This window comes from Clostridium sp., assembly GCF_047718555.1.
In the GTDB taxonomy this organism is placed as follows: domain Bacteria; phylum Bacillota; class Clostridia; order Clostridiales; family Clostridiaceae; genus Clostridium_I.
In genome coordinates this window covers 1-16,978 of record NZ_JBDNRK010000077.1, presented here as the reverse complement: position 1 = coordinate 16,978, position 16,978 = coordinate 1, and the positions used below count along the sequence as shown (strand labels likewise).

General features: G+C 29.2%; 13 protein-coding genes. 2 read left to right on the top strand and 11 right to left on the bottom strand.

All coding sequences use genetic code 11. The annotated features are described in order from the left end of the window. Positions 1-508 precede the first annotated feature (508 nt). From ABF633_RS19170 to ABF633_RS19160, 3 genes are all read right to left on the bottom strand, one after another. On the bottom strand, positions 509-955 hold the full coding sequence (locus ABF633_RS19170) for a hypothetical protein (protein WP_415526045.1): 447 nt from the start codon (positions 953-955) through the stop codon (positions 509-511). Positions 956-1,097: 142 nt separating this feature from the next. Further along, complete coding sequence (locus ABF633_RS19165; protein WP_415526043.1) at positions 1,098-1,928, bottom strand: undecaprenyl-diphosphate phosphatase; 831 nt, start codon at positions 1,926-1,928, stop codon at positions 1,098-1,100. A gap of 122 nt (positions 1,929-2,050) precedes the next feature. Continuing rightward, positions 2,051-3,028, bottom strand: a complete 978-nt coding sequence (locus tag ABF633_RS19160) for a type I phosphomannose isomerase catalytic subunit (RefSeq protein ID WP_415526041.1) — start codon at positions 3,026-3,028, stop codon at positions 2,051-2,053. Positions 3,029-3,480: 452 nt separating this feature from the next. Here ABF633_RS19160 and ABF633_RS19155 point away from each other — a divergent pair, with 452 nt between their 5' ends. Both ABF633_RS19155 and ABF633_RS19150 read left to right on the top strand, forming a co-directional pair. Continuing rightward, a complete protein-coding gene (locus ABF633_RS19155; RefSeq protein ID WP_415526047.1) occupies positions 3,481-4,839 on the top strand; it encodes a MurT ligase domain-containing protein in 1,359 nt (452 codons plus the stop codon). A 58-nt stretch (positions 4,840-4,897) separates the two neighbouring features. Further along, complete coding sequence (locus ABF633_RS19150) at positions 4,898-5,635, top strand: type 1 glutamine amidotransferase (RefSeq protein WP_415526039.1); 738 nt, start codon at positions 4,898-4,900, stop codon at positions 5,633-5,635. A 244-nt stretch (positions 5,636-5,879) separates the two neighbouring features. On the opposite strand, the gene clpB is transcribed toward ABF633_RS19150, so the two are convergent. The 8 genes from clpB to ABF633_RS19110 all read right to left on the bottom strand — a co-directional run bounded on the left by clpB (position 5,880) and on the right by ABF633_RS19110 (position 16,681). Beyond that, positions 5,880-8,483 carry an ATP-dependent chaperone ClpB gene (clpB, locus tag ABF633_RS19145; RefSeq protein WP_415526037.1) on the bottom strand — a complete coding sequence of 868 codons (2,604 nt, stop codon included), beginning with the start codon at positions 8,481-8,483 and terminating at the stop codon, positions 5,880-5,882. Between the two features lie 384 nt (positions 8,484-8,867). Beyond that, positions 8,868-10,127: a helix-turn-helix domain-containing protein gene (locus ABF633_RS19140; protein ID WP_415526035.1), complete on the bottom strand. Its 1,260-nt coding sequence runs from the start codon at positions 10,125-10,127 to the stop codon at positions 8,868-8,870. 23 nt (positions 10,128-10,150) lie between these two features. Next, on the bottom strand, positions 10,151-11,452 hold the full coding sequence (locus tag ABF633_RS19135) for a helix-turn-helix domain-containing protein (RefSeq protein ID WP_415526033.1): 1,302 nt from the start codon (positions 11,450-11,452) through the stop codon (positions 10,151-10,153). Positions 11,453-11,670: 218 nt separating this feature from the next. Then, positions 11,671-11,847 (bottom strand): YtxH domain-containing protein, encoded by a 177-nt coding sequence (locus tag ABF633_RS19130; protein ID WP_415526031.1) that lies wholly within the window; start codon positions 11,845-11,847, stop codon positions 11,671-11,673. 150 nt (positions 11,848-11,997) lie between these two features. Next, on the bottom strand, positions 11,998-12,912 hold the full coding sequence (locus tag ABF633_RS19125; protein WP_415526029.1) for a viroplasmin family protein: 915 nt from the start codon (positions 12,910-12,912) through the stop codon (positions 11,998-12,000). Between the two features lie 25 nt (positions 12,913-12,937). Next, positions 12,938-13,420 carry a peptide-methionine (S)-S-oxide reductase MsrA gene (msrA, locus tag ABF633_RS19120; RefSeq protein WP_415526027.1) on the bottom strand — a complete coding sequence of 161 codons (483 nt, stop codon included), beginning with the start codon at positions 13,418-13,420 and terminating at the stop codon, positions 12,938-12,940. A gap of 633 nt (positions 13,421-14,053) precedes the next feature. Further along, on the bottom strand, positions 14,054-15,346 hold the full coding sequence (locus ABF633_RS19115) for an MFS transporter (protein WP_415526025.1): 1,293 nt from the start codon (positions 15,344-15,346) through the stop codon (positions 14,054-14,056). A 30-nt stretch (positions 15,347-15,376) separates the two neighbouring features. Next, positions 15,377-16,681 (bottom strand): ectonucleotide pyrophosphatase/phosphodiesterase, encoded by a 1,305-nt coding sequence (locus ABF633_RS19110; RefSeq protein WP_415526023.1) that lies wholly within the window; start codon positions 16,679-16,681, stop codon positions 15,377-15,379. Between the last annotated feature and the right edge of the window lie 297 nt (positions 16,682-16,978).

Below are 16,978 nucleotides of genomic sequence, written 5' to 3'. Positions count from 1 at the left end.
CTTATACTCTGTTTAATTTTCAAAGATCAATTCCTGTCATCTGACAGCTTTTATAGTTTATCATTATCAATACAACTTGTCAATAATTTTTTATCACAAATTTTACTGATATCCTGTCATACTACGAACAACATAATTATGATATCATTATACCCTAATGTTATTAATAAACCTTTGTTTTAGATATTAAAACTTTAATTTATCAATAGCTGTTGTTTCAAGCGACGAAGATTATTCTATCAGAATGAAAATTTTTTTTATTTATATCTTTCCTAGTATAACAAAAATAACTACATATTTCTTTAATTTTTCTTCTATTTCTCCATATATCGCATACTGACACACCTGGATAATTTGCACTTAATTTTACTGTATTATATTAAGTAACATCCCCCTATCATCTACACTGCACTTATAAGTAGGGGCTTCTTCAGACTTATCCCAACTAGCATCAGTAATTTACCAAGCTAATCCCATTTGCCCAAGAAGTTTTTTGTTTAAATATACTTTATAAATTATACTTTTTACACAGAAATTCACTAGCTTCTGTATCATATCCGCTTTGCATATATTTTTCTAATGTTTCATGCATTTCCGCATAAAGGCCCTTTTCTTCACTTATCATATGATTTTCATATAGGTGTTTAACTGGATCATGCCTAAAAATAGCATCCCATTCATTTTCATTTAAAAAATTTCTATACCTGTCATATTCATCTTTTTCCACTCTTTGAATATATTCACCATCATAAAAAACTATAATTTCCCCATTTGCTATAATAATTTTTTCAACTCTACAGGATATAGGTGTATTCAATATATTAGATGCTATTATAACTAATAACTCCTTAGCATCTTTTACAAGTTTTACACATTGGACTCTTCCCATTCCAATATCATTTTTTATCCATTTATTATTATTTATAATCTCTTCAATTTTGTTATCTAAGTCCATGCTATCACTCCTCAATCAAAATATATAAAATTATTATTCCATTATTTAAAAAGTATATGCAAAAAATATTAAAACCTGTGAAAATTAATCACAGGTTAATTTTATATTATTTAATTCCAGATAATTTAAAATTGAAATTTTATTATATTACTTTTAGAATAGTAAGTCCTATAATTACAACTGCTAATATAATTCTATATATGGCAAATACACGCATTTTTCTTTTCTTTAAGAAATTTATAAAACGTTCAACAACAATCAATGCTACTATAAATGAAACAACAAAACCTATTAATATAACAAGAATTTCTAGTGGTGTTATACTGGTAAGATTCTTTAAAAGAGAATATCCTGTAGCTACAACCATGGTTGGAATTGCAAGGAAAAATGAAAATTCAGCACCAGCCACAGTAGATAGCCCAACAATCCACGCTCCTATTATAGTTGAAGCAGATCTTGAAAATCCCGGCCAAATTACAGATAAACATTGAAAGCACCCTATTATAAAAGCTTGTTTTAAAGTTACATCTGCTATATCATTAGTCTTATTATTTTTTCTAAATTTATTTTCTGCAAGTATCATTAATATACCACCTACAAGTAGAGAACCTGCTACTGGTAATGGAAATAACAAGTTTGCTTCTATTTTCTTATGAAATATAAATCCTATTAAGCCTGCTGGAATAAATGCAACTATTAAATTCCTCCAAAGCCTGGAGCCAAAACTTTTAAAGCTAGGATCAAGAATTGTTTTAAAGGATTCTGCAATTTTATTCCAAAACAAAACTACTATAGCAAGTATAGCACCTAATTGAATTACTACATCAAATAAATCTGCAAAAGGCTTTTCAAAATTCAAGAATTTTCCTACTATAATTAGGTGTCCAGTAGAGGAAATAGGTAAAAATTCCGTCACACCTTCTACAATTCCAAGTATAATTGCTTTAATAATTATTAAAAAATTAGTTGACATTTTAATTAATCACTCCATTCTAAATCTCATTATTAAAAAACTGCATGTCCATATTTCTTGTTTTTTATATTCATATATTGACCGCAGAATATGATAAAATCTTACGAAATACTTATTAGTCCTTATTTCTTTATGAAACTAATTATTTCCTGTTCAACTCTATTTACATCTGGAACATAGGATTTTAAAAGCTTTAGGTTTCCTTTAATCTCATATTTTCCTAAATATGCAGGAATTAATATACTATCCCCATATTTTATTTTTTCATGTCCATCATTAAAATATATAACTCCTTCGCCTTCAACACAGGTGAATATATAAAATCTTTCCCTATCACTTTCTTCTTGAAGTCCACTTTTTATTTCATAAAATTCTAAAGAGAATTTATCACAAAGTGAATAAAAAGTCTTATTATAATATTCATTTTCCACCTTTAGCCCTATACTTTGTTCACCCTTAAGCCTAAAATCAATTACATCCAATGCTTTATCAATATGTAATTCCCTTCCCCTATTATAATCATATACTCTATAGGTAGTATCACTGTTTTGTTGAATTTCAGCTATTATTACGCCTTGTCCTATAGCATGAACTAATCCACTTTTCACAAAATAGACTTCACCTTTTTTAACAAATATTTTATTTAGATATTTATCGAAATTTCCAGTGTCTATAGCTTTTTTAAACTGTTCCTTTGTACAATCTTTAGTTCCAACTACTAGATTAGCACCTTCAAAGGCTTCAATAACATACCAAATTTCTGTTTTTCCAAGCTCACCTTCAACTCTTTTACCATATTCATCATCAGGATGAACCTGTACAGATAGCCTATCTTTGGCATTAATCAATTTAATTAAAAGTGGAAACTTTTCTTGATTTATTTTGTCTCCTAATATATTTTTTCCTTCTAATTTAATTAGTTTATCTAATCTTAAATTTTTATACTTTCCATTAGCTACCACACTCATTCCATGCTCATGGCAAGCTACATCCCAGCTTTCACCAATTTTCCCATCTGGCAGATTATCTCTTAATTTTTCTAAGTCTCTCCCACCCCAAATCTTTTCATAATATAAATTTTCAAATTTTAAAGGATACATGTAAAACCTCCTCTTAGTCCACATTTTTCTATTTAAAATCATATATACAACTATATATTAACCCCAAGCACCCAATTTTTCAATCTATTAAGAATATAATCACTTTTCTTTACAAAAATTTTATATAACATATAAATAATGAATTAATATGTATGATTAAACTACAAAAGCTGTAGAATTAATTTCCATTATACCATTTATAGTGGTTTCAATGTGAAATATTCAGTATATATATTTTATTAAATATACTTTTTATGAGATAATCATACCTATTATGTTAATAACACACTTATATATGCTGTTTATACTATTTGTAAACATAAATTAATTGTGATACTATAAGCAATGGAATTTATCATTAAAAATATACAAAAAAACTACTTTAAGTACTGTTTATTGATTAAAATTTCTGCAATAATTATAACTATACTCTGTGTTTTTATTTTATGGGGGTGTTTAAAATCAAAATTAATTCATTTTTTAGTATTTTAATTTCAAAAGTAATTATTATATTGTCTAAAAAATTATTCAAGGGTGGTACAAATTTTCCTGGAAGAGTAGCCTTGAAACTGGACAAAAATATTCTGAAGGTAGTAACGAAAAATTATAAAGTTATACTTTTAACAGGGACAAATGGTAAGACAACCACTACTAACATGATTTATAATATGCTCAAGGAAAGCGGTAAAAAAGTAATTACTAATAATACAGGAGCTAATTTAAAATCAGGCATAACCTCCTGCTTTATTGATAATTTTCGTTTTACTAAAGCTAAGGATAATAGTTATGCTGTTATAGAAGTGGATGAAGCAAACGTTAAACTTATAACTGAATATTTGATTCCTGAAATTATTATAATAACAAATTTATTTAGAGATCAACTTGATAGATATGGAGAAGTTTACACTACCTTGAACAAGATAATGGATGGTGTGAGAAAAGTACCTGAAACTACTTTAGTGCTTAATGGTGATGAGTCCTTACTTGGTGATTTGGATATTCCAAATAAAACATTCTATTATGGATTCAACTGTTCTACAAATGAAAATAAGACTGTGGATATAAATGCAGATGCTAAGTTTTGTAAGAAGTGTAAAAATGCATATTCTTATGATTTTATTACATATAATCATCTAGGAAAATTTTATTGCAGCCAGTGCGGTTACAAAAGACCAGAGCTTACTTATCATGTTGATGAGATAAAAGAGCTCTCAACCTCAGGCTCTCTGGTATGTATAAATGACTCAGAGTACTATATAAATCAACCTGGTATTTACAATATTTATAATGGACTATGTGCACTATCTACTGCAAAACTCCTTGGCATTGAAAACTCTGTTATAGCTAATTCTCTCAAAAATATTAAAAGCAGCTTTGGCAGACAGGAAGCCATTAATATTAATGACAAGGAATTAAAAATAATACTGGTAAAAAATCCAGCTGGATATGATCAAGCATTAAATACAGTTTCTTTGGACAACAGAGATATAAATATTTGTATGCTTCTAAACGATAATTATGCAGATGGTCGAGATGTTTCCTGGATTTGGGATGTAAACTTTGAAATTCTAAGTAAGCTAAATATTAAAAAAACCATAGTTGGCGGAATAAGATTATATGATATAGCAGTACGTTTAAAAATTGCAGGCGTTGATCATAACAAATTTGTAATTGGTGAAAATTACGAAGAAATATTAAAAAACATAGAAAATTGTGAAGGTAATATTGTATATGTACTGGCTACTTATACTGCTATGATTGATTTTAGAAAATTTCTTCATACTAAGGGTGTAATTAAAAAGCTATGGTAGTAAAAATCTTACAATGGCTAATAATCAACAAAATAAATATTAATTGGTGGTGAATTCTATGGAATTAAATATCTGTCATTTATATCCTGATCTATTAAACGTTTATGGTGATATTGGAAACATACTAATTTTAAAATATAGAGCTGAACAAAGAGACATAAAAGTAAATATATTTAATGTATCCATAAATGATAATTTTGATCCTGCTGAGTATGATATAGTCTTTTTTGGTGGTGGACAGGATTATGAGCAGTCTATAGTATCTAATGACTTAATTAAAACTAAAAAAGAAGGAATTTCTCAGTACATAAACAGCGGCAAAGTATTTTTATCTATTTGCGGGGGCTACCAGCTTCTAGGAAAATATTATACTACACCAGATGGTGAAAAATTAGAAGGCCTTGGCATATTAGATATATATACAGATGGAGGAGATACTAGATTCATAGGCAATACAGTAATAAAAAATGAGGAAACCAATGAAATATATGTAGGTTTCGAAAATCATTCTGGTAGAACTTATATAAACAACCTAAAACCTTTAGGGAAAGTTATTAAAGGCTATGGTAACAACGGTTCTGATGGATTTGAAGGCTGTATATATAAAAATACCTATGGTACTTATTTTCATGGTTCACTTTTATCCAAAAACCCTGAACTTGCAGATAGGTTAATAAAAACCGCTTTAGAGCTAAAATACGGTGAAATAAATCTAGAGCGTATTGATAATGATTTAGAGTTAAAAGCAAAGGAATTTATCATAGAAAGAGAAACAGGTAGTGTGAAAAATTCCTAGTAAGGATAATTTCATGAAGATTTGGAACTAACATGAAAGTTTTTATTCATTAACCAGTGAAAGCTTTTCATCCAGCTACACGATGAAAAAGTGGATAATTGATCTTACTAGTAAAAAATAAAATGTAATCTAAATAGATTACATTTTATTTTTATCTGAAACTTTTTTGTGGTTGTCATATCCTGTGTTTTTGAGGATATGACAACACAAAAGCTTTCACTGAATATTGAACTAATTAATTAAATCAATTCATTTTTTCAATAATTATATTCTCATCTTTCCCATCTACCTTTACTGTAGTACCTTCATATATTTCCCCGCCAATAATTTTTCTTGCTATTTCTGTTTCTAAGGTGTTTTCAATATATCTCTTTAATGGTCTAGCTCCATAAACTGGATCATAACCTTCCCTTGCCATAAGCTTCTCGGCTTCTTCTGTAATAACAAGCTTAATATTCTTCTCATTAAGTCTTTTTCTTATATCCTCAATGAATATGTCTATAATCTTAGTTATTTCCCTAGTTGACAGAGGTTTAAACATTATTATATCATCCAGCCTGTTAAGAAATTCCGGTTTAAATCTAGCTTTCATTTCATCCATTACATATTTTTTTATATTTTCATCAATACCAACTTCTCCTTTGTTGTCCAAAAGATAGTTACTGCCTATATTGGATGTCATAATTATGATACAATTTTTAAAATCTACCGTTTTACCTTTATTATCTGTAAGCCTTCCATCGTCTAAAATTTGAAGAAATATATTGAATACATCATCATGAGCCTTTTCAATTTCGTCAAATAAAATTACGCTATATGGTTTTCTTCTTACAGCTTCTGTAAGTTGTCCTCCTTCTTCATATCCTACATATCCTGGAGGTGCTCCAATAAGTCTTGATACAGAATATTTTTCCATATACTCTGACATATCTATTCTTATAATATTTTCCTCTGTATCAAACAGAGTTCTTGCAAGAGTTTTAGCAAGCTCAGTTTTACCTACTCCTGTTGGTCCAAGGAATATGAAAGAACCTATAGGTCTCTTTATATCCTTAAGTCCAGCTCTCGCTCTTATTACTGCATTAGCTACAGCTTTTATTGCTTCATCCTGGCCTATTACTCTCGTTCTCAATTCATCTTCAAGCCTAAGAAGTTTTTTTCTTTCTCCTTCCACAAGTCTTGAAACAGGTATTCCAGTCCATTTAGATACAATTTGCGATATTTCCTCTTCAGTGACCTCTTCCTTCAAAAGTGCATTCTCAGTTTTTCCTTTGATCAGCTTCTCTTTTTCAGCTATTTCTTTTTCCAGATTAGGTACTGTTCCATATTTTAATTCAGCGGCTTTATTTAAATCATACTCTCTTTCTGCTTTTTCTATCTGCCCACGAACTTCATCAAGCTTTGTCTTTAGTTCTTTAACCTCTATTATCTGTGATTTTTCATTTTCATATTTTGAAGTCATCTCTTTATCTTTTTCTTTAAGATTGCTTAGTTCTTCCTCCAAGGTTTTAAGTCTTTCTTTAGTTGCCTCATCTTTTTCCTTGGACAATGCTTCTTTTTCAATTTCCATTTGAAATATTTTTCTCTTAAGCATATCCATCTCTGTAGGCATACTATCAATTTCAGTTCTTATCATGGCGCCAGCTTCATCTACAAGATCAATTGCCTTATCTGGTAAAAATCTATCTGTAATATATCTATCCGAAAGCTTTGCAGCTGCTATAATAGCAGAATCATGTATCCTAACACCATGATGTATTTCAAATCTTTCCTTTAGTCCTCTGAGAATAGAAATGGAATCCTCAACAGTAGGTTCTGATACAATGACAGGTTGAAATCTCCTCTCCAAAGCTTTGTCCTTTTCTATATATTTTCTATACTCATCAAAAGTAGTAGCACCAATACAATGAAGCTCTCCCCTTGCAAGAAGCGGCTTTATTAAATTTCCTGCATCCATTGCTCCTTCTGTTTTTCCTGCTCCTACTATAGTGTGTATTTCATCTATGAATAATATTATTTTTCCTTCACTATTTTGAACTTCCTTTAAAACAGCTTTAAGTCTTTCTTCAAATTCACCTCTATATTTTGCACCTGCAATAAGAGCTCCCATATCCAAAGAAAAAATAATTTTGTTTTTCAAGCCATCAGGAATATCTCCTCTTATAATTCTTTCTGCTAGTCCTTCAACTATAGCTGTTTTTCCAACACCAGGTTCTCCAATTAAAACTGGATTGTTTTTTGTTCTTCTAGAAAGTATTCTTACAACTCTTCTTATTTCCTCATCTCTACCTATGACAGGATCTAATTTGTGCTTTTTAGCTTCTTCCACTAAATTTCTTCCATATTTAGAAAGGGCGTCATAGGTGCCTTCTGGATCTTCTGTCTCTACTCTCTGATTTCCCCTAATTTCAGCTAAAGTTTTTAGAAATTCTTTTTTAACTATATTATGCCTTTTAAGTATAGCCACTACAGTATCATTTTTATCTGATTCCATTAACGCAATCATAACATGCTCTGAGCTTACATATGAATCCTTAAAATCTTTAGATATCTTTTCAGCCTTTATAAATATTTCTTCAAATCTTCTGGTTGCATAAACTGAAGAGCTTTGTGCCCCTTCACCTAATACCTTAGGCATTTTATCCAGTTCACTTTCAATATCCCTTTTAAGGCTCTCAACATCCACTCCCATTTTACTAAAAATATTTGGAATAAGGCCATCTTCTTGAGAAACTAAAGCCATAAAAAGGTGAATAGAATCTATAGTTTGATGATTAAATCTTACAGCTGCAAGTTGAGAATCATTTATAGCTTGCTTAACTTTTGTGGTTAACCTTTCTACATTCATAGTTTTCATCTCCTTAGTAAAAATTTAAAATGAATAGTACATCTAAAGATGCATAATTTATTATTCTTTATATAATATATTATACTACTTTTTATAGTAATTAGGCATATGAAAATAAATAGTAAGTCAAAGATGCGACGGATATTTTAAATCATACAAGGAAACAGGTTCCGAGGATAGTGGGCTATCTGAGGGTTCTGTTGACGCAGTAAGATTGAAAATAGACTAGCATACTGACTAGTTATTTATTTGAATATGCCTTAAATCATGTATATAACAATAAAAGGCCATCTTTTTTAAATTAAGATAACCTTTTATTGTTATATGTAAATAATCGAATTATATAATTAAAATATATAATTATTTTTAATCTGAAAATGCAATTTAAACTGTTTTATTTGCGTTTAAAGCAAGACTAAAATATTTTATTGATTCAGAAGTATTATTCATTTCAAAATATAAAATACCCATCTCCATATATCTATTGTTGATTTGGTTTTTATTACCTATTCTCATGAGAATATCTAAAGACAAATTCATATACATCTCACTCATTTCAATATTTTTTTCTTTGTACATTATTAAAGATTTGAAATAGTAAGACTTTTCAATAAATATATCTTCGTGCAAATCTATTGAATAATTTAATATTTTATCACATATTTCTTGTGCTTGTAAAATTTTATTTATTTCAATTAAAGTCTTAATTATTTTAAGCATAAAATGAACATAATTTCTCTTAATATCTGTAGGATATAATGCTATAGACTCATTTACATATTTACAAGCTTTATCACTAATCTCTGTTTCCAGCATTGCACATCCATAGCTATAAATAAATTCTGCTTTAAGAGCTTTATGATCTTCACATAATTTATAAGACTTTTTTTCAAAATCTTCAAACTTTCCATTATTCATTTTAATGGAAAGTATGCCCAATAAATTAAAAATTCTAGCCTTATATTCACCATCACGAATAAAACCTATTATATTAATAAGACTGGTGAGAATTTCATAAGCCTTTTCACAATCCTTCATCATAAAATGACAATTTGCTTCTTCATAAATTACATTGCAGAGAAAATCATAGTCCTTACTTTTATTTTCCATTAAAGTTTTTCTTACATTATTATAATAATTTGCGGCTTGAAAATATTCATTCTCCGCATAAAAATATCTTCCAATATCCATATAATATAATAATTTATTTTTTTCATTACCAGATTTTCTGCATAAATTATAATGCCTGGCTGTGTTAGCTTGACAGGACTTAGTATCTTTTATGTCTAAATAGTAGTTAAAAAGCATATGCATGAATTCAAAAGCAATATCATAATACTTATATTCCTCTGCATATTCTAAATTATACTTTAAAGCTTCTCCCTGATCATCTTCATTATGCTCATTTTTAATTTTCTTTAAATTGAATTCTAACTGTTCTCTTACATCTTTCTTTAAATATGCAATATCAATTCCCAATTTGGAGGCTACTAATTCCAATACCCAATTATCAGGTTTTATTTTCCCATTTTCTATACAACTCATTTTAGAAACTGATATTTTTTTCCCGCATATATCTTTTAAAGTATATCCTTTGTATACTCTAGATCTTTTAATTTTCTCTCCAATAGATAGTATTTCCATGTTATACACGCACCTATCTCTGATTATAAGTATTTTATTATCCCAAGCTCCTTAAATGCTTCCACTCCATGATGCAAATATTGAGCAGCCTTTTTATCGTCTCCATTATCTATATAAAATTTTCCTGTAATAATATAAATCTCGCCTATTTGTTCTGTTAAAGACATATTTTCTGCATACTGCAAAGCCATTAATAAGGTCTCTTCTGCATGCCTTATATTTTTATCCAAAATATCCACCCTGTACTTTAATAAATAGTACTTTATAATATTACTATCACTTTCGTCAGAAACATTATCCAAGATTTCTTCAAGAGTTTTTCTAGAGTTTTCTACATCCTTCAATTTTATATAATTTTCACATATATTAGACAATGTTTCAATAATGGCATTTTTGTTGTCACTTCTTATTTCCTTAGCCTTATTAAGATGAGCAAAAGATTCTTCAATGTTTTCAAACTCATAAAATAATCTTCCCAAATCATTTTCAATATCACCTATATAATCTTTTTCGGAATTTTCTCTAAACACTTCAAGAGATTTTTTAGAATATTTTATAGCATTATTTAGATCTTCCTTCTTAATATACTCTTTTGAAAGTAATAAAAGTGTTTTTGCATATTCCTTTTTGTTATTAATTTCTTCAAACTTTTCCTTGGCAAGATAACTATAATTTATAGATTTATCTATATTATCTAATCTAAAATATATCAACGCCGTAAAATAATATATTTGACCTAATAAAAAATCATCTCCTATATTATTTTCCTGAAAAACCTTCTCTGCTTGTTGAAAATAACTACAGGAAGAATGGTATGCATTCAAACTTAATGTTATTGCTCCTAATTTCAAATATGTTTTAACAACTTCTTCTTGCTGATTAAGTTTTATGAATATGGCATTTGCAGCCAAAAAATACTGCTGTGCCAGCCCCATTTCTTTTTCCGTCATACTTATTATTGCACGAAGATATAAATTTCTTGCCTTTCTATAATCTAGCTTATATTTTTCTGCATAATACATGGCATTTTCAAGAAATTGCTCTCCTAACTTAAACTCATTATTTAGGATATGTGCTTCTGCAATATTTTCATAGTAAACGCATACTTTCTCCGCTTGAGTTTCTTCAGATTCCATTAAATATTCTACAGATGTATTTAAAGCTAGTGCTAAATATTCCAAGAGATCCATACTGGGATTTGACTTTCCAGATTCTACAAGACTTATTTGCCCTGGAGTAATTCTATCTCCTGCTAAATCTTTTAAGGTCATATCAAGATCTTTTCTTCTTCTTTTAATCTTCTCACCTAAAGACAGTATCTCCATATTTTATCTTCCTTTGCCTGTGCATATATTTTCAATTTAAATATAATAGAATTAAATATAATTAATTTTATTACATTATATCATAATTCGTTTAATATTTACAAAATAAATCATAATAACAATTCAAATATTTTAATAAATCTAATGATTTAGGACATATGAAAAATAAAAGGGCTATCTCAAATGCATATTAATGCAATTTGAGATAGCCTCTTTAATCAATCTATCCAATGCCTTACATTGTCAAAAATATCTTCAGCAGCATTACTAATAAATCGTCTTGATGTTCTAATCTTCTTTCTAGTATTTCTGTTTAGGTCTGGCGCAATAAGCATTCCTGCTGCCGCTCCAATTAATGCTCCTGTTGTTATTCCCTTTATAAATTTTCCACGCATAATATATACACCCCTTTATAAAAGTAAGATTAATACTTTGAATTTATATTATGCAATTTTTAAAATATTACTCAAATAAAATAAAATTTTTCAACAATATTATTTTTCATTTTTTTCCACTTAATCTTAGCCTTATTGAATTATATAAAACTATTTTAAAAAATCCTGTTTATCTAATAAATAAGTAATAAGCTTTATTTTTTGTAAATCAGATAAATTAGTTATAAATTTTTTAGTCTCTTCTTTGTTATTTTTATAGTTATTTATAATATTACTAAATCTAGCTGTCTCGCTCTCACCATTATTACCTTTCACAACCTCTATATTATTTTTCCCATTAGGAGCTATAGACAATATCTCTTCCTTAACAATATCATCTTTTACTTTTAAATGGTTATCAAGAAGCCACTTTTCTACAACCTTATCAGATTTAATATTTACTTTTTCTTTACACTTTTCATCTACAAGTTCATTATAAAAATCTCCAGTATGGCTATCCACTTTTACAAATATTACCTCAATGCCTTCATCTATTAATTCATTTATTTTATTATGATATCTTATAGAAGATTCCTCTCTTGCCTCCCAAAATCCTGTGGCATGATAAGATATTCCAGCATAATCATGAAATATAACTACTCTATTATCTCCTACCTTTAATGTGTACTCCACAGCTTTTAAAGCAGCTTCCAATTCTCCTGCTATCTGTCTTATACTTTTTTGAGAATTGTCCTTTGATACTCCACTTTCAATGTATTCTACTATATTATCTCTCACTGCCACCAAGCCATAGGCATATCTTTCAGTTTCATTATTGTAGCTTCCATCTACGTAAATGTGCAAGCAATCTGTTGGATAGATGTCAATTCCCTTTTTTAACAGTTTACTTTTTTCGTTCAAATATTTCTTTGCACTGTTTATATCTTCAAAACTCTTATATACAGCACCTTTAACACCCTTAACATATTTGAGACATTCTGCCCAGGTATTTACTATTCTATTTTCAATTATCCTATTTTCTTGAAAATCATATCCTTCTTTAATAGCATAAACTTTTTTTCCCATTAATTGTATACCTCCTTAATCCTTTTCACTTTAACAATTCCCTCGGTATATGACAATATCCATTGGGATTCTTTTGTAAATAGCTTTGATGATATTCTTCTGCAACATAGAACTTCTTTAAAGGTAAAACCTCCGTGACTATAGGTTTATCATATTTCTCCTGTTCTCCTTTAACTGACTGGAGTATTATTTCATAATCATTTTCATCTGTATAATAAATTCCTGTACGATACTGATTTCCAATATCGTGCCCCTGTCTATCCTTTAGAGTAGGATCTATAATTATCCAATATGCCTCTAATAATTTTTCTAAGGTTATATTTTCCTCATTATATTCTATATAGCATGCCTCTACATATCCTGTGCTGTGAGTACAAACTTCCTCATAGGTTGGATTTTCTGTGTTTCCGTTAGCATATCCCACCTTTGTTTTTACAACACCTGATATATTATTAAAATAGGCTTCTACTCCCCAAAAACATCCTCCTGCTAATACAATTTTTTTCATTATTATAATCATCTCCATTTAATATCTACTGTACAAACTAATATAAGCCTCTTGTCATGGCAATTTACACATAAACAGAGTTCTTTGTTTCAGGTGGTTTGTTTTGTTTTCGACCTCTGAAACTTATTAACAGAGTTCTTAGGATTGGTATTTTCGATACTTAGAACTCGTTGTCCTTTATGGTAAATCGTTATCCAGGGACGTAGCAGACCTTATCTCCTACTTTGATGGAAAATAGGAGTATCACGGCTAGTCATCGGATAAACTGCATATAGAGAATGCAGCCATAATTTATATTATTCACCTGACCTAAAGTCAGTCTTTTATTATACCATCTATCAATGAAATTTCATTATATACAGTATTATAAATATTCTATTGTAAATTATACCAGCTATCAATATCTTATCAACAAAATTCTAAAATTTAATCTTTTACTTAATTTAAACCTTAAAAGTACCTGTTCTTAATCATATTGCCATAATCAATACATTTAATCTAAAGTGTTATATCAGCTAACCATAAATGTAAAAACAAACTGATAAGCTGTCTCATAAGCATACATATGCATTATAAGACAGCCCCTTTTTATAATAAATATTTTTATTTATACGCAAATGCACAGATATACTATTACTCCCTAACAGCTAGATTTTCATTTGGGTATTCTTCAGTACTTTCACTGTCTTTATCTGAAACTCTAGTTAAAATTAGTCCCCCTACAATAAACAAAATCAGAATACTGAAAATACCCTTGCTAGTCTTTCCTGTAATTTGAGTGGCTAATGCAACCATAAAGGGTCCTAAGATTGCTGCAAACCTTCCAAATATATTATAAAATCCAAAGAATTCATTATTTTTTTCTTTTGGTACAAGTTTTCCAAAATAAGATCTGCTTAATGCTTGTATTCCACCCTGGGAAGTTGCTACTAGCATGGCTAAAATCCAAAAACCCACAGAATTATGAACAAAATTTGAATAGATGCAGATAATTGAATATACTATTATTCCAAAATACAACATTTTCTTTCCACCAAATTTTTCTGAAAATTTTCCAAATATAATGGCACAGGGAAATGCCACTATCATTGTAAACAATAATACAATAAGCATAGTTGTTGAACTTATACCCAGATCAGCTCCAAAGGAGGTAGCCATAGTTATAATGGTATTTACCCCATCAATAAAGAAAAAATAGGCAATTAAAAATATCAATAAATTTTTATGCTGTCTTATGTTTTTAATGGTAAAGAATAATCTTTTAAAACTGTTAACTACTATTTTAGGCTCTCTTTCAATACCATAAACCTGCTTTACATTTTTGATCATAGGCAAAGAAAATATAATACACCATATGGCCGTTATTATAAAAGTTATTTTACATGCCTCTGATACAGATATAGGTATTATATGCATTCCGGCCAATATTACTATGCTCATACATATAGCAAAGGCCACTATATTTCCTAAGTATCCAGCTGCAAATCCAATGGAAGATAACATATCCATTTTCTTCTTTGAAGTTACATCCACTAGAAAAGCATCATAAAATATATTACTGCCAGAATTTCCTATAGTACTTAGTATAAAGATTACCAGCAGTAACATCCATGCAGAATCCGGCACCCCTGCCATAAGGGCAGTAAAAACTATTCCGGCAATACAAAACACCTTAAAAAAACTCATTTTATATCCCTTATAATCAGCTATAGTACCAAGTATAGGTGCAGCCATTGCTATTAATAATCTACCTATGGAATTTGAATAACCCCAATAGGCTGTAGCCATTGCCGTAGATCCTCCTGTATTTTCAAATATCATTCTAAAATATATTGGAAGTATAGTAGTTATAATTATCATACTATAAGTTGATATGGTACAATCGTATAATATCCAGCTTTTTTCCACCTTATTATATTTTTTCATAAAATTTCTCCTAACTAATAGACATGTTTTCTAAACATAGTTTTCTTCAATTAAATCATCTACAACTTTTCCGTCAACATTTTGAAGTTCTAATCCTAATAGTTTTGCAATAGTTGGCGCTTCATCTACAAGATTCATCTTTTCAATAATATTTCCCTTTTTTATTCCTCTGCCGGCTGCCATAAATACAGTAGTATAGTCACTCTTGAAAGGTGAATATCCATGGGTAGAAAGCGTATATTCCTCACCATTTTTTATACTATCACTACTTATTTCCTTTATTATTTCTCCAGTTATCTCATCTTGAAAATAATACCCCTTCTTTGCCTCAAGCATAAGATAGCACTGAGGATCTGCTCCAAGATCTATAGCTTCTTCCCTTGAATAGATTTCTTCTATACACTCATATTTGTCATTGAATTCTCGCAGAATTTCCTTCAGCCTCTCCTCATCTTCACCTTTTGTATATATATAGGCTGAACCGTCACAGTTTTTAACTATGGCTTTATAGTCTGATATTTTTCCTCTATTATCTATCTGAATATATCCTTTTTCCATTAAAAGTACATTGAGATTAATTATCTTATTCTCATCTATACTACTGTGATCTCCTAAAAGTATAATTGTACTTTCTTCATATATTCCCTTATCTTTAAGTGTCTGTACTATCTCTCCAATTCTCTTATCATGCCTTTTCAAAGCAAGCTTTGCTTCCTCAGAATAAAATCCATACTTATGTCTTGTACTATCTAAATCTGTATAATGGACTAAAGTTAAATCTAAATTTTTATTTTTTATAGTATACAATAATGACTGATGTGTAAAATTATCAAGATTAGGTTGCTTTATTCCATCTCTTAAATGCCCAAATTCTCTGTTCAACTGGTACTGAAATAGTGGACTTCCATTAAATAATGAAACTATTATCTGGTTTTCCCAAGGTCTATTAGCAAAAATTTCCGGCATATTATATTGTATCCTGGCTTTTGCCGTTACTGGCCACAACAAAGCACCTACTACCATACCATTTTTTGCAGCTAAATCATAAATTGTATCTCCCCTTATATTTTTACTATGCCAATACCAATCAGGAGACTTTCTATTTAACTGTAATAATGTATTATTTACTATGCCATGATTTTTAGGATACCTGCCTGTAACAATGCTTGCATGAGCTGGGTATGTCAGCGTAGGATATACACTATATACATTTTTACAATAGGATGACGCGGCTATAAAATTTCTGAAATTTGGCAGCGTATTTATATATTCAAAGTCTAAGGTAGATAATCCATCTAGAGATATTACATATAGATATTTACATATTCTTTCCATTAGAATTACATCTCCAATAATTTTTTCAATATGTACAGAATACCATTTTTTCTTTATGTAAATATTAAACATATGTAAAGATATCTCAATACACCTGGAAAAATTTACACCCCGAGGGTGTAAATTTTTCCAAAATCAAATCCGACATAATAAATAATGCGATGTTTGAATCAATAAGCACTTAAATAAAATTTATAAGTACTTAGGCACATTCAAATAAATAACTAGTCAGTATGCTAGTATATTTTGAATCCTACTACGTCAACAGAACCCTCAGATAGCTTACTATCTTCGGAA